Below are 20,669 nucleotides of genomic sequence, written 5' to 3'. Positions count from 1 at the left end.
GTAGGGTGAGCCCGGGCCGCCCGCAGGGTCATTTTTTCACCGCCGCCACGGCCGAGACGTATTTGTCGAGCACCAGTTTCTCGTCGAATTTGGTTTCGGCAAGGTAGCGACTATTTTGGCCCATGCCGCGCAGGTCGGCGTCGTTCAGGCGCAGCACTTGCAGCATTTTGGCGGCCAGGTCTTCGCCCGAGCGCACCTGGCAGAGGTAGCCGTTGCGGCCGTCCACCACGGTTTCGCGGCAGCCGGGCACGTCGGTGGTCACGATGGGCTTGCCCACGGCGGCGGCTTCGAGCAGGGTTTTGGGCGTGCCTTCGCGGTAGCTGGGCAGCACCACGCAGTCGGCGCGGTGCAGGTGGGCGGCCACGTCGTCGGAGCGGCCCAGGTATTCGATGTCGCCGGCCTTCAGCCACTCCTCAAACGTGGCGCGGGGCACGCCCACGCCACCGGCCTCGTCGAGCCCGCCCAGCAGCTGCACGCGGGTGCCAGGCACGGCCTGCCGCACGATTTTGGCCGCCTCGAAGTACTCCACCACGCCTTTCTCATAGAGCACGCGGGCCACCATCAGGAACACAAACGGCGTTTGGCGCACAAACTCCGCCGCCGGCCGAAACCGCTCGGTGTCGACGCCGGAGCCGGGCAGCAGGTCGGTGATTTCGCGGCGCACGAGGCCGTTTTCGAGGAACAGCTGCCGGTCGTCGCCGTTCTGAAAGAATATTTTGGCCGGAAAGCGGAAGGCGAAGCGGTAGAGCGCCAGCGCCACCTTGCTCACGAAGTTCTTGACGATAAACACCGTGCCCAGCCCGCTCACGTTGTTGATGCTGGGAATGCCGGCCATTTTAGCGGCAATGCTGCCGTAGATGTTGGGCTTGATGGTGTAGTGCAGCACCACGTCGGGCCGCTCGCGCCGGTAAATCTGGTAGAAGCGGCGCGTAAGGGCGGCGTCTTTTACGGGGTTGGTGCCCTTGTTCTCCATCAGAATGGGCACGTAGCGGCAGCCCAGCTCGGTTTCGAGGCGCTGCGAGTAGTCATCGGGCGGGGCAATGGCCAGCACGTCGTGGCCGGCGGCCTGCAAGGCCCGCACGAGGCTGGCGCGAAAATTCCAGATGTTCCAGCTGGTGTTGATAACGATGGCGACGCGCACTTTTTTGGGGTAAGAGGGTATGAAGGCAGGAGGGTACGAGTTGGCAAAGGTCGGGCCCGCCGGTTCATTTCACAGTTTGCGTCCTCCTCCCCCCATACCCTCCTCCCCTCATTCCCTAATTGTTCCGGTACTTTGTGGCCTGATTTTGTGTTAGCCCCAGTATGAATTTTCGATATTTTGCTTTGCTGGCCTTCTTGCCGCAACTGGCGCTGGCGGGCCCGCCGCTGGTGCCCGGCCAGGCCCTTTTTCAGAAAAACTGCGCGCGCTGCCACGGCGCCAACGGCAAGAAAGGCGCCAACGGCGCCCACGACCTCACCAAGAGCAACCTCAATGCCTTCGGGCGCACTTACCTCGTCACCAACGGCATGGGCAAGATGCCGGCCTTTGGCAAGGTGCTCACGCCCGAGCAGGTGCAGCAAGTAGTGGCCTATTCGCTGACGCTGAAATAACGGCCCGGCCACCGGCCTTTTTTTGCTTTTGATTATCAGCCGGCTCCGTGAGGGGCCGGCTATTTTTTTGCGGCTGGCAACCATTGGCTGACTGCGGCAATCCCCTTACTGGCATATCAAATTAATACCCTTTATTAGCGTCAATCTTCAACTGCACGCAACCTTTTTCACTTCCTTTTTTCATCATGCAAAAAACTTTTCCGTTCCGCAACTGGCTGTCTGCCGCGGCCCTGCTCGGCATGAGCGCCGGCCCGGCCCTGGCCCAGGGCACGGCGGCGCTGCCGGCCGGCGTCACCCGCGTCACTTCGGTGGAGGGCATCACCGAATACCAGCTCAAAAACGGGCTGCGGGTGCTTCTTTTCCCCGACCAGTCGAAACCCACGACTACCGTGAACATCACCTACCTGGTGGGCTCGCGGCACGAGGGCTACGGCGAAAGCGGCATGGCCCACTTGCTGGAGCACATGGTGTTCAAGGGCTCCACCAAGCACCCCAACGTGCCGCAGGAGCTCACCGAGCACGGCGCCTCGCCCAACGGCACAACCTGGTACGACCGCACCAACTATTTCGAAACCTTCTCGGCTTCCGACGAAAACCTGAAGTGGGCCCTCGACCTGGAATCGGACCGGATGGTGAATTCCTTCATCGCCAAAAAAGACCTCGACTCCGAATTCAGCGTGGTCCGCAACGAGTTTGAGAGCGGCGAAAACAGCCCCAGCCGCGTGCTGATGGACCGCGTGCTGAGCACGGCCTACCTCTGGCACAACTACGGCAAGTCCACCATCGGCTCGAAGGAAGACATAGAGCGCGTGCCCATTGACAACCTGAAAGCGTTTTACCAGAAATACTACCAGCCCGACAACGCCGTGCTGCTGGTGGCCGGCAAGATGGACGAGGCCAAAACCCTCGGCCTGATTAGCCAATACTTCGGGCCCATTGCGCGCCCGGCCCGCACCCTGGCGCCCACCTACACCACCGAGCCCACCCAGGACGGCGAGCGCGAAGTGACCCTGCGCCGCACCGGCGACACCCAGGGCCTGGCCACCGCCTACCACGTGCCCGCCGGCTCGCACCCCGACTACCCCGCCCTGGACGTGCTGGTGGACGTGCTCACCAACCAGCCCTCGGGCCGCTTGTATAAAGCCCTGGTGGAGAGCAAGCGCGCGGCCAGCCAGTGGGGTTTCACGCCTACGCTGCACGACCCTGGCTTTGCGTATTTCTACGCCGAAGTGCGGCAGGGCCGCTCCCTGGACTCGGCCCGCACGGTGATGATGACTACGCTGGACAACGTGGCCCGGCAGGCCCCCACCGCCGAGGAAGTGGACCGCGCCAAAACCACCCGCCTGAAAGACATCGAGCTGATGTTTCAGAAATCGGACGAGGTGGGGCTGGCCCTGAGCGAGTACATCGCCACCGGCGACTGGCGCTTGGTGTACCTCTACCGCGACCGGCTGCGCAACGTGACGCCCGCCGACGTGCAGCGCGTGGCAGCCGCCTACCTCAAGCCCAGCAACCGCACCGTGGGCCTGTTCCGGCCCGAAGCCAAGCCCGACCGCGCCCCCATTCCGGCCACGCCCGACGTGGCCGACCAGGTGCGCGGCTACAAGGGTGAGGCCGCCATCGCGGCCGGTGAGGCCTTCGAAGCCACGCCCGCCAACATCGACACGCGCACCAAGCGCGGCCAGGAAGGCGGCGTGAAGTACGCCCTGCTGGCCAAGCAAACCCGCGGCAGCTCGGTGAACCTGAACCTGCGCCTGCGCTACGGCGACGAAGCCAGCCTGAGCAACAAGTCGTCGGTGGCCAGCCTCACGGCGGCCATGCTGGAGCGCGGCACCAAAACCCGCTCCTACTCGCAGATTCGCGACGCGTTTGACAAAGCCAAGGCCCAGGTGCGCATCTACGGCGACGGCCAGAGCACCAACGTGAGCGTGCAAACCGCCAAGCAAAACCTGCCCACCGTGCTGGCCGTGGTGATGGACTGCCTGCGCAACCCCACCTTCCCGGCCGCCGAGTTTGAGAAGCTAAAGCAGGAGCGCCTGGCCGGCCTGGAGTCGCAGAAGCAGGAGCCGCAGGCTTTGGCCTTCAACCTGGCTCAGCGCCTGAGCGAGCCCTACCCCAAGGGCCACCCCTTCGCCACGCTCCCCTTTGAGGAGGAAATTGCCGCCATCAAGGCGCTGAAGGTGGAAGACGTGCGCGCCTTCTACAAGAATTTCTACGGAGCGCAGGCGGCCACGCTGGCCGTGGTGGGTTCGTTTGACGAGCCGGCCCTGCGCAAAACCGTGAAAAGCCAGCTCGGCAACTGGAAGGCCCCGCAGGCGTATGCCCGCATTCCGCTGCGCCTGTTCGAGAACACGGCCACCGCCAAAGCCGAGTCCATCCAGACCGACGACAAGGCCAACGCCATGTTCGTGACTTTCCTGAAGTACGCGCTGCGCGACGACTCGCCCGAATACCCGGCCCTGTACATGGCCAACTACATCCTCGGCGACGGCTTCCTGAACTCGCGCTTGGCCACCCGCATTCGCCAGAAAGAGGGCGTGAGCTACGGCGTGGGCTCCTTCACCTACGCCGACGACAACGACGCCATCGGCACGTTCGGCTCCTACGCCATCTACAACCCTGCCAACTCGGCCCGCCTCGAAGCCGCCTACCGCGAGGAGTTGGAGCGCATGAGCAAGGACGGCGTGACCGCCGAGGAATTGAAAGCCGCCAAATCGGCGGCCCTGCAAAGCTTCCAGGTGGAGCGCAGCCAGGACGCCCAACTGGCCCGCAAATGGTCGCAGTACCTCACCAAAGCAGACGGCCGTTCCTTCACCTACGACGCCGAGCTGGAAAAGCGCATTGCCGCCCTCACGCCCGAGCAGGTGAGCGCTGCCGCCAAGAAGTACCTGGATTACAGCAAGCTCACCATCGTAAAAGCCGGCGACTTTATGAAGGCCGCGGCGGAGGTGCCGGTGAAGTAGAACCGCTAAGCTGCTTAGCTGAACGTTTCATTGAACGTCATGCGGAGCGGAGTCGAAGCATCTCTATTGCGCAACCAATCCCCTGATTCAGGATTACTGCTGCGGTAGAGATGCTTCGATTTCGCTTAGCATGACGTTCTTTTTCTTTTTGCTTCGCCCTCTTTCGTTGGTACCACGCCGTTCCTTTTCCCCGCAATTGCGTTTATTCTCCCAGTACCTTTATCCCGATTATCGAATTCCTTCCTCATGGCAACCACCCAATCCGGCGGCAGAAAGCACACCAACAGCACCCGCCACATCGGCGCCGTCGACGGCGTGAAGGGCCGCGCCGGCCGCATCCTGGCCAAAGCGGCCGACAACGGCACTTACGAAACCGCCAAGGAGCAGGAAACCGCCGTGCTGGTATCCGTGCCCCCGCGCCGGCAGTCCGAAGCCCAAACCCAGGAATACCTGGACGAGCTGGCGTTCCTCATTGAAACGGCCGGCGCCACGGCCACCAAGCGCTTCGTGCAGCGCCTCGAAAAGCCCGACATCCGCACCTACGTGGGCGAGGGCAAGCTGGCCGAAATCAAGGCCTACGTGCAGCACGAAGGCAGCAGCATGGTGGTGTTCGACGACGACCTCTCCCCTTCCCAGCTCCGCAACCTGGAAGCCGAGCTGCTGGTGAAAATCGTCGACCGCTCCCTGCTGATTCTCGATATTTTCGCGCTGCGCGCCAAATCGGCCACTTCGCGCACGCAGGTGGAGCTGGCCCAGTACCAGTACCTGCTGCCCCGCCTGACGGGCCTCTGGACGCACTTGGACAAGCAGCGCGGCGGCGTGGGCATGAAGGGCCCGGGCGAAACGGAAATTGAGACGGACCGCCGGATTGTGCGCGACCGGATTGCCTTTCTGAAAGACAAGCTCGAAGACCTCGACAAGCAAGCCCACACCCAGCGCAAAACCCGCGGCGGCAGCATCCGGGTGGCGCTGGTGGGCTACACCAACGTGGGCAAAAGCACCCTGATGAACGTGCTGGGCAAAGCCGACGTCTTCGCCGAAAACAAGCTCTTCGCCACCGTCGACGCCACCACCCGCAAGGTGGTGCTCGACAACAACCCTTTTCTACTGTCCGACACGGTCGGGTTCATCCGCAAGCTGCCCACTAAGCTGATTGAGAGCTTTAAGAGCACGCTCGACGAGATTCGCGAGGCCGACTTGCTGCTGCACGTCGTGGACATTTCGCACCCGGGCTTCGAGGAGCAGATTCAGGTGGTGAACGACACGCTGGCCGACATCGGCGCGGCCGACAAGCCGGTGCTGCTGGTGTTCAACAAAATCGACCAGTACAAGCCCGACGAGGCCGAACAAGACCCCTTCGGCGAGGTGCACGAGGCCGAGGGCGAAGACGCCGCCGCGCCGCGCCCGCCGCTGGCCCAGCTGCAGGCCACCTACATGGCCAAGCTGCACGACCCCGTGGTGTTCGTATCGGCCCAGCAGCGCACCAACTTGGAAGAGCTGCGCGAGCTGCTGGCCAAGCGCGTGGCCGCCCTGCACCAGCAGCGCTACCCCTACCAGACGGCCGCCGAGTAGCCGCGTGTTACGCGCATGTTACCAAATGGCCCCGGGTGGCCTAAGTTGAGGTTTTCGCGTATGGGAGCAAACTGAGCCATTCAGGCCGGTTTGCTCCCTTATGTTCGATTCAATATTCTTCCGTGCCGGGTTGGCGGCAACGTTGTTGAGCGCCGCGGCCCGCCCAGTCGGCGCGCAGGTGCAGGAACGGGTGTACCCGCCGGCTGCCCCGGCCGCCCAAGACACCGTCGCTCGCGACAAGCAGCAGTTTGCCAACCCCTCGGTGCTGGGCATGGGCCCCAGCAAGGGCCTGATAGTGCGCTACGAGCGCATGCCGCGGTTCGGGGTGTCGTCGTCGGCGCAGGTGCAGGGGCTGAACGATTTCAGCACCGAAGCCACCAAAAATGCCCGCTTGTCCATCAAAGGCTACATTCCGGCCTGGAACCATCCCCACCTCAAGGTCATCGTGGGGCTGAGCTACGAGCGCGAAGAGTTTCAATTTGCACAACTGCCCACCACCTACGAGCTCTACGACAACATCGAAAACAAGGGCCTGAAAAGCACGGCCGCCCAGGTGGCTGTCATCCGGCCCGTCGACGACGTGCACTGGTACCTGGCCCGCGTGAAGGGCGAGCTCAGCGGCGACTACACCTCGAACGAGCTGACCAAGTCGGATTATTCCCGCTTTTCGGCCGAGGCCATTTACGGCTGGAAGCGCAGCCCGAATTTTTCGTGGGGCGTGGGCTTTCAGTACGGCTACACGTTTGGGCGGCTCAGCCTGTACCCGGCCGTGGTGTACAACCGCACCTTCAACAACCGCTGGGGCGTGGAGGCGCTGGCGCCGGCCCGCATCACGCTGCGCTACAACGTCAACCCCAGCTCCATCCTCTACGCCGGCTACACCGTGGACGGGTACAACTACATCGTGCACCTGACCCGCGCCCCGCTGGCCCGCAAAAACGCCGACGGCAGCCCCGACCCCAGCAAGGCCGTGCTCAGCACCCTGGAGCTGCGCGAAACCGAAGTCAAATTCCGGCTGCGCTGGGAGCGCGAGCTGCTGAGCTTCCTGTGGCTGGGCGCCGAGGGCGGCTACCGCTACAACTACGCCTTCGACGCCTTCGACCGCACCAACGCCGACCGCGAGAAAATCATCGACTCGCAGCTGAACGGCGCGCCCTACGCCAGCCTGGAGCTGTTCATCACGCCGCCGCGCAAGCTGCTGGAAAAAGCCGGCGTGCGGCGGTAAGCCTAGCCTCGGAGACGCATTCGCCCGGCCGCCGGCGGGGCTTGCTTACCGGTTTAATTCAATATTCATCCCATCCATGGCCAGTCGCGAGACTGGCCATTTTTGTTGGTTTCAAGCTGATGTATCGGCCCGGCCACGCCCAATGGCTACCAGTAGTTTGCCGTAACTTGCCAGCCGCCCGCCGTGTGTTTGCCTGTTTATGCAACTATATCGGCGCTTTTGGCGGTTTGCACCCGTGCCCTGGCTTTGTAAAATCGGCCAGTGTCGCACAGTAAACCTGGGGTAGCAGCGGCCACCTTCCTCGTTTTTTCATTTCATTATTCAATGAAAAAAGTTATATTATTTGCTTTCGCGCTCTTGCTGGCGCTGGCCGGTACCAGCCACTTGGCTACGGCCCAAACACTGCGTCCGCAGCCCGGCCCGGCCCGGCGCGTGGCCCTCGACGTGGCGCTGCTGCGGCAGCAGCTGGCACCAGCGCCGGGAGCCGGCGTAGCGGCCCGGCAGGCGGCCACCTACCGCGTGAGCTTGCCCACGCTGGGCGGGGCGCGGCCCTTCGTGCTCACTGAGTCGTTTGTGCTGCCGGCAGCCGATGCGGCGGCCCAACGGCGGCTGCGCACCTTCGTGGGCTATGAGGCTGGCGTGCCCGCCCACCGCGTGTCCGTCGTGCTGACGCCCAAAAGCCTGACGGCCGATTTTGCGGGGGGCGCGGAGGCGGCCAGCCTGCGGCCCGTGCCCAATGGCCAAAGCCAGGACTACCAGCTGCAACCCACCGTGCCCGATGCCGGCCCCTGCGGCGTGGTCGATGCCGCCGGCGGGCTCCGGCGGCCCGGCAATTTCTCCACCTTGCCGGCCCCGTTCAGCTTTGGCACCCAGCTGCGGCGCATTCGCTACGCCATTCTCGTCACGCAGGAATTTTATACCGACAACGGCGGCACCGACGCGCTGGTGGAGCTGGCCGTGGTAACGGCCATGAACCAGATGTCGGCCCTGTACTCGCAGGAGCTGTCGGTGAGCTTTGAGCTGGCGCTGCCCACCAGCGGCACCTACTATTTCTCGGCCATGACCACGGCCACCCTGGCCAGCACGGCGGCGGCGGCCACGGGCCGGCTGCGCGAGCAAAACCTGGGCGAAGTGGCCGGCTTCATCGGCAGCCGCTTTGCCAGCAGCGCTTACGACTTGGGCCACTGCTTTCACAACAGCGGCGGGGGCGTGGCCTACGTGGGCATCATCTGCAACAGCAACCTGACCTATCGGGCCGGGGCGTGGTCGGGGGTGCGGCCCACGGGGTTCCGGCAGGTGCTGGCCCACGAGATGGGGCACCAGCACGGGGCCTCGCACACGTTTACGGGGCCCTGCGGCAGCGGCTCGCTGGGTAGCAACCTGGAGCCCGGCGGCGGGGCCACCATCATGGGCTACACCTACGTGTGCGGCGCCCAAACGCTGCAGGGCGTGGGCGCCACCGACGAAGACCATTTCAACACGCACTCGCTCAACCAGATGCGTGCCGAGCTGCTGAGCGTGAGCTGCCCCACGGTGACCGCCAACGCCAACCGCCCGCCCACCCTGGACGCCGGGGCCGACTACGTGATTCCGCGCAACACGCCCTTCACCCTCACGGCCAGCGGCGCCGACCCCGACGGCGAAGCCCTGGTGTATACCTGGAACCAGTTCGACTACACCACCAACCTCAACGCCCTGGGCAGCATTGCGGGCACGGGCGGCCTGGCGGCCGTCGACGACCCCGAGGCGCCGCTGTTTCGGCCGCGGCCGCCGCGCACTGCGCCCAGCCGCACCTTTCCCGACCTGCAGTACGTGCTGGCCAATAGCAACCGCCCGGCCGACATTCTGGGCGAGGCCCTGCCCAACGTGGGCCGCGACCTGCACTTCGTGGTGACGGCCCGCGACCAGCGCGCCAGCGGCGGCACCTTCACCACCGACAACGTGACCCTGACCGTGGCCCCCAACACCGGCCCCTTTGCCGTGACCACCCAGAACACGGCCGCCCTCTGGATAGCCGGCCAGCCCGCCACCGTGACGTGGGCCGTGAACGGCACCGACGCGGCACCCATCAACGCAAGCCAGGTGCGCATCACGCTCTCCACCGACGGCGGGCAAACCTTCCCGACGGTGCTGGCCGCCGCTACGCCCAACGACGGCGCGGCGGCCGTGACCGTTCCGGTGGTGACGACCACGCAGGCCCGCCTTCGCGTGGAGGCCGTGGGCAACGTCTTCTTCGACATCAACGACGTGGACTTCCCCATCGGGGTCTGCGCGCCGGTGGCCTCGCAGCTACTGCCCGCCACTGCGGTGAGCGCCCCCGCCGGCGACGCCGCCCTGAACCTGACCCAGAACGCCTTCAGCCTCACCGAGCTCACCGGTGTGAACCAGCTCAGCGGCATCATTGCCGCCACCGACCCCACCACGTACCTGTCCAACAACGTCAGCACCTGCTTCCGCTACAGCAACGTCGAGTACTACGACAGCTACGTGTTTGTGCCTTCGACCACGGCCAGCTACACCATCAACACGCCCACGGGCTTCGGCAACATGGTCATTCGGGTGTACGACAGCAACGGCTTTGTGCCCAGCGACCCCTGCCGAAACGTACTGGCCAACAACTTTATTCCCAGCACTTTTCTGTCGCGCAGCCTCACGGTGGCCCTCACGGCCGGGCAGCGCTACACGCTGGTGCTGTCCGACTTCGGCAGCACCACGCCCTCGGCGCCCGCGGTGGGCGCCTACACCGTCACGTTCACGTCGTCGCCGGCCGGGGGCAAGGTGTTTGCGCCCCTGCAGGACCTCGGCTACGAGTACCAGTACGCCGTGGTGAACACCGCCACCAATGCCGTGGTACAGGTGGCCCCTACCGCCGACCTGCGCGCCCTGCCGGCCGGCACCTACGACGTGTACGGCCTGCTGGTTCAGGGCGGCTACAACGTGAGCCCCTTGCAAAACGGCTTGCTCAGCGGTTTGCAAACGGCCTTGAGCAGCGTGGCGCCCTGCGGCCAGCTCAGCACCAACAGCCGGCGCGTCACCATCACCGGCAACCCGCTGCCGGTGGTGCTTTCGCGCTTCACGGGCCGGGCCGCCGGGCCGGTGAACGAGCTGGAATGGGCCACGGCTTCGGAAGAAAAAGTGGCGTATTTTGAAGTGCAGCGCAGCCTCGACGGGGCCACCTTTGCCGCCCTGAGCCGGGTGCCGGCCACCAACACCAGCACCGCCCACAGCTACGCCCTGCCCGACACCGCCCCGCCCGCTGGCCTGGCCTACTACCGCCTGCTGATGCAGGACCGCGACGGCCCGGCCAGCTACTCGCCCGTGGTAATGGTGCAGCGCGACGGGGCCGCCCAGCCGGCGCTCAGCCTGCAGGCTTTCCCCAACCCGGTGCCCACGGGCACCACGCCGCAGCTGGAGCTGCAAAGCCCCCGCGCCCAAACCGTGCAGCTAACCGCCACCGACCTGGTGGGCCGCACCGTGTGGCAGCAGACCGTGGCTTTGCCCGCCGGCATCACCCGGTTGCCCGTGCCCGGCACCAGCCGCTGGCAGGGCTTCTACGTGTTCAAACTGCAGCCGGCCACCGGCCCATCGCAGCAGCAGAAGGTGGCGTTTTAGGCAGCCACGTCGAAGCAAGAGCCTGAAAGCAGTCCGTCATGCTGAGCGCAGCCGAAGCATCTCTACCGCCAGAGTAATCTAATCGACAAGATTTACCATTGCGGTAGAGATGCTTCGGCTGCGCTCAGCATGACCGTTTTTCGTTTTACTGCTTCTTTGCCAGGCGGCGCTTCAGGCCTTTTAGCCACGCGTAGGTGGCTTCCTGGGCCCGCAGGGGCTTTTCTCCTTCGGCGGCTTCGATGAAGTTGTTGTCGAAATCGCGGGCTTTCACGTTGTCGCGGCGCTGCAGGTCCAGCAGGTGGCGCACTTCGGCGCGCAGGCCGTCGTCGAGGATGGGGAAGGCCACTTCCACGCGCCGGTCGAGGTTGCGGGTCATCCAGTCGGCCGACGATACGTAGACTTTTTCCTCGCCGCCGTGGCCGAACACGTACACCCGGCTATGCTCCAGGTAGCGGTCCACGAGGCCGCGCTGCTGAATGGTGGCGCTGCACTCGGGCAGGCCCGGCAGCAGGCGCCCAATGCCGCGCACGATGAGCTCGATGCGGACGCCGGCCTTGCTGGCTTCGTAGAGCTTGGCTATCATGCCCTCGTCCTCGATTGCGTTCACCTTGAGGATGATGGACGCGTCCTTGCCCTTCTTGGCCTGCTTGATTTCGTAGTCGATGAGGGCGTTGAGACCGGGGCGCAGGCCGAAGGGCGCCACCAGCAGGTGCTCCAGCGCGGGCACGGTGCTTTGGTCGAGCAGGTAGTCGAACACGGCGGCCGACTCGCGCGTGAGGCGCTCGTCGGCCGTGAACAGGCCGTGGTCGGTGTAGAGGCCGGCCGTACTTTCGTTGAAGTTGCCGGTGCTGAAGTAGCCGTAGCGGCGGGTGGTTTCGTCGGCCTCGCGGCGCGCAATGAGCAGCAGCTTGCTGTGGCACTTGAGCTCGGGCGGCGTGAACACGACGTGGGCGCCGGCGCGCTTCAGCTTGTCGGCCCAAAACAAGTTGGATTCCTCATCAAACCGCGCCTTCAGCTCCACCACGGCCGTCACCTGCTTGCCGTGCTTGGCGGCTTTGAGCAGGGCCTTCACCACGGCGCTTTTGCTGGCCACGCGGTAGAGCGTGATGCTGATGCCGGACACGCGCGGGTCGGTGGCGGCTTCGCGCAGCAGGCGCGTCACGTAGTCGAAGCTTTGGTAGGGCGGGTGCAGCAGGTGGTCGCGCTGCCCAATGGCGTCGAGCAGGCTGCCCGTGCGCGGCAGCGTGGGGTGGGCCAGCGCCGGCCATTCCGGGTAGTGAAAGCTGGTTTCGCCAAAATCCGGAAAGCCGAAAAAGTCGCGGAAGTTGTGGTAGCGGCTGCCTTCCACCAGCTCTTCGTCGGTGATGCCGGTTTTCTGCTTAATGGCGCGCAGGGCCTCGGCGGGCATGCGCGGGTCGAAAAGCAGGCGGGCCGGGAAGCCGGTGGCGCGCTTGGCCAAGCTGCTGCGGATTTTCTCCATCAGGTCGCCCGACACTTCTTCCTCAATGTCGAGCTCGGCATCGCGCGAGAGCTTGATGGCGTTGACCATGACCTGCTCGTAGGCCGGAAACAGCTCGGCCGCGCCCACGCGAATGACGTCGTCCAGAAACAGCACGTACCGCTCGTCGCCTTCGTCGGGCAGGCGCACGAAGCGGCCGCCGTGGCGCTTGGTGGGCAGCTCCATCACCAGCACGCGTTCGGCCTCGGTTTTGGCTTTGCGCTCGCGCGGCTCACTCAGAAAAAAGGTGAGGTACACGGCCTGGTCCTTCAGAAACAGGTGGTGCAGCGTCTCATCCAGGGCCACCGGCGAGAGCAGGTCGCGCACATTTTTCTGAAAGTACTGCCGCGTCCATTCGCGTTGCGCGTCGGTCAACTCGGCCTCGCTGATGAGGTGAATGCGGTGGTCGTTGAGGGCCGGCAGCAGCTGCTCCCGAAACGTGGCCCCAAACTCCTCCTGCTGCCTGGCCACCTCGGCCAGCACTTCCTTCAGCACGCGCTTGGGCTGCTCGCTGAGCTTGGCGCGGGTTTTCTTTTTGAGTTTGGCTAGGCGCCGCAGCGTGGCCACCCGCACCTTGAAAAACTCGTCGAGGTTGCTGCTGAAAATGGCCAAAAACTTGAGCCGCTCCAGCAGCGGCACGGCGGGGCTCTGGGCTTCTTGCAGCACGCGGGCGTTGAAACGCAGCCAGCTCAGGTCGCGGGAAAGAACTTTCAATTCGGGAGGGGGTGATTGAAGAGTGAACAGAACGTCATGCTTATCTAGCGTACGCGCAGCCGAAGCAGCTCTACTGCACAAGCAAATAATTACTTCTACGGTAGAGATGCTTCGGCTGCGCGCAGCATGACGTCTTTTTTTTTGTTAATCCCCCTTACTACCCGCTATTCCGCGTTGCGCGGGTAGTCGTAGAAGTAGAACTCCGCGTTGGCCTTGGCCACCTCTTCCCAGCGGTCGGTGTCGAAGCGCAGGCACACCACGGCGGCGGTGGGCATCTCGTTCAGCGACGACGGCGACAGCTCGTTGGCCGTTTCGGTGATGGTGGGGTTGTGGCCCACCAGCAGCACCGAAGCAGCCGTGTCGGGCAGATGGTGAATGACGCCGAGCAGGCCGTCCACGTCGGTGTTGTAGATGCCGGCGTCGACCACAATCTTGTCGTGGGGGTACTGCATTTCGCGCGCCACCAGCACGGCCGTGCTCATGGCGCGCACAGCCGGCGAGCTCACCACCAAATCGGGGCAGATGCGGCGCTTGGCCAGGGCCTTGCCCATGAGAGGCGCATCGTCGCGGCCCCGGTCGTTGAGGGGGCGTTCCTGGTCGCTGAGCTCGTCGAAGCTCCAGCTGGATTTGGCGTGGCGAAGGAGGTACAGGGTTTTCATGAAAGCGAAGCTAGGGGCGTTTGGCTTACCTCAGGCGTTAGGAAAAGGTTATGCGGGCGGGAAGGAAAAAGCAAGCGGCCACGGCGTGCGCCGCTTCAACGGCCAGGTACTGCGGCTACCCTAGCGGCCGGAATGGTAGCCGAGGCGGGAGAATCTGGCGGCAGCACGGGCCAACACTCTTTCTACGCGTTTATCCCAACCCGCAAAAGGCGGTTGTAGGATGGGATGGAGTGCACGAAACTCATCTGCTTGGCACGTTTCGTAAGCGTTGATTAGTAGACGGGTTTCTTAGACTCTCCAAGTGCCGCAGCAGCTTGCAGGAACTTGGTAGCGGGCTGCTGCTAGTGGTTTGCCGAAAGGAGCGTATGTTTCGTTCATGAACGTGTGGCTGGTCTCCTGTTTCTGGCTCTTGCCTCTGTGGGAGCGCGCCCCGTTGCCGTGGCCGCGCAACCGCGCGGGCCAGGTGGAAGTGAGCGGGGTGTTGCCGTGGCCGGCCGCCGACACGCTGGTGCGGCAGGACTTGGTGTGGCGCTGGTACCGGGCGAAGCTCACCGACGAGGCCCCAGCCGAACTCGACAGCTTGCGCCGGGCCGGCCACTACGCCTTCCGCTACGCCGGGGTGCCGCCCCAGCTGCATTTCTCGTACCGCGGGCGGGAACGCGTGTTTCACCTGACGGCGGACGTGCAGGTAACCCCGGCGCCCCAGGGGCTTCGTTACCGCTTCTCAGGCTTTCGGTACCTGGTCGTAAACGACGACAACTCGGTGAATTACGACTTAGAATCGGCCCTGACAAACCCATACATGGACCCGCACGCGTTGGCGGCGTTTCGCCAGCGTGTCGCAACGGCAACCACTTGGTGAGGTAGCCGCCTGGTTCGGCATCAGAGCAAGAAGCTAGTTCAGGAAAAGGGTCCTATTGGCAAAAGGAGCGGCATGCATACACCCTGAGGCGCGCTGGTACTGACGGACAGAAGAAGGCCGTATATTTCTGCCGTGGGGCCCGCTCCAACGAGCGGGGCATTACCGGTGCATGGTGCACGCACGAGTAGGCCTTCCCTGCAATGCACATCCCTTCACCCGACTTCTTTTGCTGCCCGTGTTTCCCGATAAACGCCTTGCCACACGCCTTGCCACACGCCTCGCCACGGGGCTTCTGCTCAGCAGCCTGGGCTGCGCCAAACAGGCCGACGCCCCGCCCCCGGCGATGGGCGCGCTCGAAGGCAGTTGGAATCACACCCGCGGCGTGACCACCACCTACAACGATTCCGGCGTGCAAATCGACCAACAGGCCTACGCCCTGCCGCAAGGCAATACGACGGCCGCGCGCTACACCACGTTCACCGGCACAACCATGCAGTTGTTCATGGGCACGGGAACGGCTCTGACCGGCCCGGCCCCATACACGCGGTCAGGCAATACCCTCACCTTCGACCATAATCTTCCTACTCCTTACCTCATTCGGCAACTCACGGCCACGGAACTCACAACTTTCACGGTGGTGCCGGGCAGCTTTCAAAACAGCCACACGGACTACGAAATGCATTACACCAGGCGCTAAGCAGCCCAGTTAGCCGACGACTTCATAGGTCCGCGTACTGTTGCACCGACCGTACGAGCACCTCATTCCGAATTGTATACTAAAAAGCCGGCTCGCTACTTCTCAAGGTAGCGAGCCGGCTTTTGCGAAGCGGCTACGAATCAATAACCGGGGTTTTGCGGCAGCTTCCAGGTTTGCGCGTCGTTCAGGGAAATGGGGAGCAGTGGGAACGGATTAACCGACGGCTCGGTGGCCACGTGCGACTGGGCCCGGGCCCGCACGTCGGCGGGCAGGGTAGCCAGGTAACGGCCCGTGCGGATGAGGTCCCACAGCCGAAGCGACTCCTCGGCAAATTCTACCCGGCGCTCGTGCCAGATGGCATTCAGCAAGGGTTGGCCCGACAACCCGGCCGCCAGGTCCGGCAACGTGCCGGCCGGCGTGTTGGCCGGGGCGTAGGTCAGCGTGCCCAGCGTAGTGCCCGGCGGGCGCGTCGACAAGCGGGCGCGCTGCCGCACCTGGTTGACCAAGGCGATGGCCTCCGCCGACTTGCCGGTTTGGGCAGCGGCTTCGGCTTTCATCAGCAGGATATCGGCGTAGCGCAGCTTGCGGATGTTTTGGGGGCCAGCCTCCGGGGCGGGCGGACGAATGATGGCAACCTTGCGGCTGAAGTAGCCCGTGGCATTCTCCGAGAGGTTGACGGGGTTGAGGATGCCCAGCACGATGTCGTTGTTCTTGATAATCGTGACTTCGCGGCGAGGGTCGTTGGCCTCAAACTCATCGACCAGATTCTGGGTCGGGTTGTTAAAGCCGTAGCCAAACGTCCCGCGGTTGTTCTGGAAAATGTTGTTGGTTGTGCCTATCGAGATGGGGCCATAGGTGTTGTTGTCCGTGCCGAACTGAATCTCGAACAACGACTCGCTGCTGTTTTCGCCGATGTCCTGATGGATGGCGGCATAGTTGGCCAGCAGGCTGTACTGGTTGGAGGCGATGATGGTGCTCGTGAGGTCGTAGACTTCCTGCCAGGTGTGGTTGTTGCCGTTCACGGTGCCCAGCTGGTACATGATGGCGCGGGCCAGGTAGCCGTTGGCCGCGCCCTTGGTGGCGCGGCCCGCGTCAGCGGCGGAGTAGGTGTTCTTTTCGGGCAGCATGGTGGCCGCCGCCTTCAGGTCTTTTTCGATGAAGGCATAGGTCTGGGCGATGGTGGCGCGCGACACGTTGGGCGCCTCGGTGGGGGTCACGCTCTTTTCAAACAAGGGCACCCCGCCGAAACTCTTCACCAAATTGAAGTAGAAATAGGCCCGCAAAAACAGCGCCTCGCCCTTCAGGCGCATTTTCAGGCCCGCATCGATGGTGCCGGCGTCGATGTTGTTAATCACCGTATTGGCCCGGGCGATGCCCGTGAAGCTGTGCACCCACAGCGTGGTAACGGGCGGGCTGGAAGGGGGGATGGTCCAGTTTTTGAGCTCAATCAGGGATTGAAAGTCGCTGGGGCCACCGCCTCCTTTTTCAGCATCATCGGTCATCAAATCCCCGAACATCCATTCGTAGGTTTGGGCCACGTACTGGCCGTTGGGGTCGCCCCATTTAGGGCCCTGGTCCCAGGCGGTCACGTCGTACACGGCGTTGATGGCCTGAATGGAGTTGACAGGGTCCCGGAACAGGTTGTCCTGGGTGGTGGTGCCCAGGGGCTCTTTTTCCAGAAAGTCTTTGCACCCTGGGGCCAGGGTGGTTGTAAGCAGCAGGCCGAGCAACACGGCGGCGCGGGTGGGTTTCATATGAAAGATTGGGAAATAGCGGGTTAGAACTGCACGTTGAAGCCTACGCGATAGGTGCGCGCCTGCGGATAGTTGCCGTAGTCCACGCCGTAGGCCAGGGGGTTGTTGTAGGAAGCAACCGTTGAAATTTCCGGGTCGTAGCCCGTGTACTTGGTGATGGTGAACAGGTTATCGACTGACACAAACACGCGCGCGCCCCCCACTTGGTAACGGTCCAGAAAGCCCTTGGGCAGCGAGTAGCCCAGCTCCATGTTGCGGGCGCGCAGGTAGCTGGCGTCCTCCACGTAGCGGCTGCTGAAACGGTCGTTGCCGTTGTTGTCAGTCGCCGTCACGCGGGGCTGGTTGCTGTTGGGGTTGCTGGGCGTCCAGCGGTCCAGGCGGCTCGCGTAGAAGTTGCTCCACACGCCCACTAGGTTGGAAGACTTGTTCAGGTTAAAACCTGCGCCGTTCACCGCCTCCGCACCTTGCACGCCGTAGAGCAACACCTTGAAATCGAAGCCTACGTAGCTCAGGTTCAGCGAGGCCCCGTAGCTAAAGCTGGGCGTAGCACTGCCCAGGTACGTGTAGTCAGCGGTCGTGATTACACCGTCGCCGTTGGTGTCCGTGTACTTCACGTCGCCGGGGCGGGCATTGGGCTGTATCAGCGCCCCGGAAGCGCTTTTGTAGGCATCAATCTCGCCTTGATTGTGGAACACGCCCTCGGCCTGCAAGCCGTTGAAGTACGCCACCTCGCGGCCCACATCGGTGAGGGTGGTGTTGTTGATTTGCGTGAGCACGTTGCCGGCGGCAATGGGGTTGCCGCCCCCCAGGCTAGTTACTTCGTTGTTGATTTTCGTGAAGTTGACGCCCACGTTGTACTGGAGTTTGCCCACCGCATTGCGGTAGTTCAGGGCCAGTTCCAGGCCGCGGTTGCGCAGCGAGCCCACGTTGGCGCTGGCGGGCGCTTGCCCCACGTAGTCGGGCACGGGCAGCAGGGCAATCATGTCCTGGGTACGCCGCTCGAAATAGTCGGCCGTAAAGACCAGTTGATTGTTAAAGAATTCAGCATCGATGCCCACGTCGGTGGTGACGGCCGTTTCCCACTTCAGGCCCGGGTTGTTAATCTGGGTGATGGCCAGGCCAGGGGCGGGCGTGTTGTTGAACACGTAGGTCTGGTTTCCATTGGCCACGGAGGCGTAGCCGTAGTTCGGCGCAGCGTTCTGGTTGCCCACCTGGCCGTAGCTGGCTCGCAGTTTCAGCACCGACAAGTAGCTCACGCCCTTGAGAAAGTTCTCGTTGGAGATGTTCCAGGCCGCGCCCACCGACGGGAAGTACCCCTTGCGCACGGGCCCCAGAAACTTGGAGGTCTGGTCCAGTCGCAACGTGCCCGTTACGAGGTAGCGGTCCCGGAAATTGAAGTTGGCCCGCCCAAAATAAGAAGACAAGCTACCGTCATACTGGCTGCTCCGCACCACGTTGTTGGTGCTGCGCGAAGCCGATAGGTACTGCAGCGAGGCATCGGCGGGTACGTCGAAGGCCGTGCTGGAAATGCCGTTGCCGTAGCCGCGCTGGGCCTCCTGGCCCAGCGTAGCCGAGAAGGACGTGTTGTTGTCGAAGGTTTTGGTGTAGTTGGCGTAGTTCGACCACACCCACGAGACGTTCTCGGTGCGCGTCTCGATGAGCGCACTCTGGGCGCGCTGGTCCGTCGGCCCGATGTAGTACTGCGGCAGGAAAACTTTGGGGTGGTTGTTGAAGTAGTTGACGCCAAACGTGGACCGGAAGGTCAGGCCCTTAACCAACGAAATATCCAGGTAGCTGCTGCTGAACAAGTTGTTGTTGATAATCTTGTTGTACTTCTGTTCATCGAGGTAGCGCGGCACGTTCGGCGCATTGCGCGTGATAATGTCGTCGTTGTAGGTTCCGTTGGGGCCGTAGGGGTCGAGGAGCGGGTTCTTTTGCAGGGCGTATTGCAGCACCAGGTAGGGCTGCGAGCCCCCCTGGCCGTCGCCGCTGCCCGTTTGGTTGTTGTTGGTGAACGTAGCCGCCACGCCCGCCTTGATGCGCTTGGTGAGCACCACGTCGTCGTTCACCCGAACGACGTACTTCTTGAAGCCCGAATTCTTGACGATGCCGTCTTGTTGAAAATAGCTGCCGCTCACCAAGTAGCGGTTTTGCTCGGTGCCGCCCGAAGCCGACAGGCTATAATTGGTAATCAGTCCCTTCTGAGTCACCAAGTCCTGGTAATCAATTCCCTGAGCGTTGGTGTCAATGGCGTTTTGCAGCTGCGCGCCATAGTCGGCGGGCAGTGGTTGCCCGGCGTTGGTGTAGGCCTCCTTCACGAGCGTGGCGTACTGGGCGGCGCTGGCGAGAGGCAGCGTGCGCCGAATCTGCTGGAAGCCGGTGTAGCCGGAAAGGTTGAACTGCGTGGCGCCCGCCTTGCCGTGTTTGGTGGTGATGAGCACCACGCCGTTGGCCCCGCGCGAGCCGTAGATGGCCGTGGCCGAGGCATCCTTCAGAATCTCGGTCGACTCGATGTCGGCGGGCAGCAAGAAGCCGATGTCGCTGGTCTGGATGCCGTCTACCACATACAGCGGGTCGCTGTTGTTGATGGTGCCCACGCCCCGCACCCGAATGCGGGTGCCCGAGCCGGGCTGGCCGCTGTTGGAGGTCACCTCCACGCCGGCCGCGCGGCCTTGCAGTGCCTGCACGGCGTCCGAGGTGGCCACCTGCGTCAATTGCGCGCTCGTTACCGAGGCCACGGCCCCGGTGAGGTCGCTCTTGCGCGCCGTGCCGTAGCCGATGACTACCACCTCGTTCAGGGCCTGCTTGTCTTCCACAAGCGTCACCGTCAAGTTGCCGGTGGCCCCGGTCACGGTCACCTCCTGCCGGGCGAAACCCACAAAACTGAACACCAGCACGCTGTTTTCAGGGGCCTGCACCGTGAAGCTGCCATCCGGACCGGTGCTGGCACCGGTGGAAGTGCCTTTCACCACCACGGTCACGCCCGGCATGCCCTCCCCTTTGGCGTCCGTCACCCGCCCGGACACGGTGACGTCCTGCCTACCGGAATCGATTGCGGGAACGGCCTCGGAAGGCGCGCGCAGCACCACGCGCTTATTGTCCACTTCGTACTGAACCTTGAGCGGAGCCAGCAACTCATCCAGCACGGCCAGCAAGGGCGCATCCTGCGCATTGATGCTCACCCGGCGCTCGGCGCCCACGAGCTGCTGGCTGTAAACGAACCGGATGTTGGCCTGCTTCGCAATCTGGCTCAACGTTTCCTTAATCGTTTGTGCTTCGACCCGTAAAGTGATTTTTTGCTCGAGCACGCCTTGTGCCACGGCCAGGCGCGAAGGAGCGGCGGGCTTCGCACCTACATGTGCGCTCGCCGCGGCCGGCAGGCTCACCAGGGCTGCCTGCAGCAAGAGAACCTTCACGGCAGACCAGGAAGGCGGCGGAAACTGTACTGTTTTTTTCATGGATTGATGTGGGGTAGTTTGTGGGAATTTGAAACTGGAAAAAGACGCGGCTAGTAGTTCCGCAA

12 protein-coding genes are annotated in these 20,669 nt (G+C 63.5%); 7 read left to right on the top strand and 5 right to left on the bottom strand.

All coding sequences use genetic code 11. The annotated features are described in order from the left end of the window. Positions 1 to 28: 28 nt before the first annotated feature. Positions 29 to 1,141 carry a glycosyltransferase family 4 protein gene (locus IC234_RS22225; RefSeq protein WP_190928567.1) on the bottom strand — a complete coding sequence of 371 codons (1,113 nt, stop codon included), beginning with the start codon at positions 1,139 to 1,141 and terminating at the stop codon, positions 29 to 31. A 161-nt stretch (positions 1,142 to 1,302) separates the two neighbouring features. Between IC234_RS22225 and IC234_RS20905 the strand changes: the two genes are divergently transcribed. From IC234_RS20905 to IC234_RS20885, 5 genes are all read left to right on the top strand, one after another. Continuing rightward, a complete protein-coding gene (locus IC234_RS20905) occupies positions 1,303 to 1,590 on the top strand; it encodes a c-type cytochrome (protein WP_190928565.1) in 288 nt (95 codons plus the stop codon). 185 nt (positions 1,591 to 1,775) lie between these two features. Beyond that, positions 1,776 to 4,553 (top strand): M16 family metallopeptidase, encoded by a 2,778-nt coding sequence (locus tag IC234_RS20900; protein WP_190928563.1) that lies wholly within the window; start codon positions 1,776 to 1,778, stop codon positions 4,551 to 4,553. Positions 4,554 to 4,799: 246 nt separating this feature from the next. Then, positions 4,800 to 6,125 carry a GTPase HflX gene (gene hflX / locus IC234_RS20895; protein WP_190928561.1) on the top strand — a complete coding sequence of 442 codons (1,326 nt, stop codon included), beginning with the start codon at positions 4,800 to 4,802 and terminating at the stop codon, positions 6,123 to 6,125. A 100-nt stretch (positions 6,126 to 6,225) separates the two neighbouring features. Further along, positions 6,226 to 7,350, top strand: a complete 1,125-nt coding sequence (locus IC234_RS20890; protein ID WP_190928559.1) for a DUF6268 family outer membrane beta-barrel protein — start codon at positions 6,226 to 6,228, stop codon at positions 7,348 to 7,350. 324 nt (positions 7,351 to 7,674) lie between these two features. Next, on the top strand, positions 7,675 to 10,962 hold the full coding sequence (locus IC234_RS20885) for a M12 family metallo-peptidase (RefSeq protein WP_190928557.1): 3,288 nt from the start codon (positions 7,675 to 7,677) through the stop codon (positions 10,960 to 10,962). 145 nt (positions 10,963 to 11,107) lie between these two features. On the opposite strand, the gene ppk1 is transcribed toward IC234_RS20885, so the two are convergent. Then, positions 11,108 to 13,174 (bottom strand): polyphosphate kinase 1, encoded by a 2,067-nt coding sequence (ppk1, locus tag IC234_RS20880; RefSeq protein ID WP_223827828.1) that lies wholly within the window; start codon positions 13,172 to 13,174, stop codon positions 11,108 to 11,110. A 164-nt stretch (positions 13,175 to 13,338) separates the two neighbouring features. Next, complete coding sequence (locus tag IC234_RS20875) at positions 13,339 to 13,833, bottom strand: SixA phosphatase family protein (protein ID WP_190928555.1); 495 nt, start codon at positions 13,831 to 13,833, stop codon at positions 13,339 to 13,341. Positions 13,834 to 14,242: 409 nt separating this feature from the next. Here IC234_RS20875 and IC234_RS20870 point away from each other — a divergent pair, with 409 nt between their 5' ends. Then, positions 14,243 to 14,695: a hypothetical protein gene (locus tag IC234_RS20870; protein WP_190928553.1), complete on the top strand. Its 453-nt coding sequence runs from the start codon at positions 14,243 to 14,245 to the stop codon at positions 14,693 to 14,695. Between the two features lie 235 nt (positions 14,696 to 14,930). Next, on the top strand, positions 14,931 to 15,392 hold the full coding sequence (locus tag IC234_RS20865; protein WP_190928550.1) for a hypothetical protein: 462 nt from the start codon (positions 14,931 to 14,933) through the stop codon (positions 15,390 to 15,392). Positions 15,393 to 15,532: 140 nt separating this feature from the next. Here the strand turns inward: IC234_RS20865 and IC234_RS20860 are convergent, their stop codons facing one another. Both IC234_RS20860 and IC234_RS20855 read right to left on the bottom strand, forming a co-directional pair. After that, positions 15,533 to 17,146 carry a RagB/SusD family nutrient uptake outer membrane protein gene (locus tag IC234_RS20860; RefSeq protein WP_190928548.1) on the bottom strand — a complete coding sequence of 538 codons (1,614 nt, stop codon included), beginning with the start codon at positions 17,144 to 17,146 and terminating at the stop codon, positions 15,533 to 15,535. Positions 17,147 to 17,169: 23 nt separating this feature from the next. Beyond that, a complete protein-coding gene (locus IC234_RS20855; protein WP_190928546.1) occupies positions 17,170 to 20,562 on the bottom strand; it encodes a TonB-dependent receptor in 3,393 nt (1,130 codons plus the stop codon). Positions 20,563 to 20,669 lie beyond the last annotated feature (107 nt).

The sequence above is a fragment of the Hymenobacter armeniacus genome (assembly GCF_014699055.1).
In the GTDB taxonomy this organism is placed as follows: Bacteria; Bacteroidota; Bacteroidia; order Cytophagales; family Hymenobacteraceae; genus Hymenobacter; species Hymenobacter armeniacus.
This window is presented reverse-complemented; position numbering and strand designations above follow the sequence as displayed.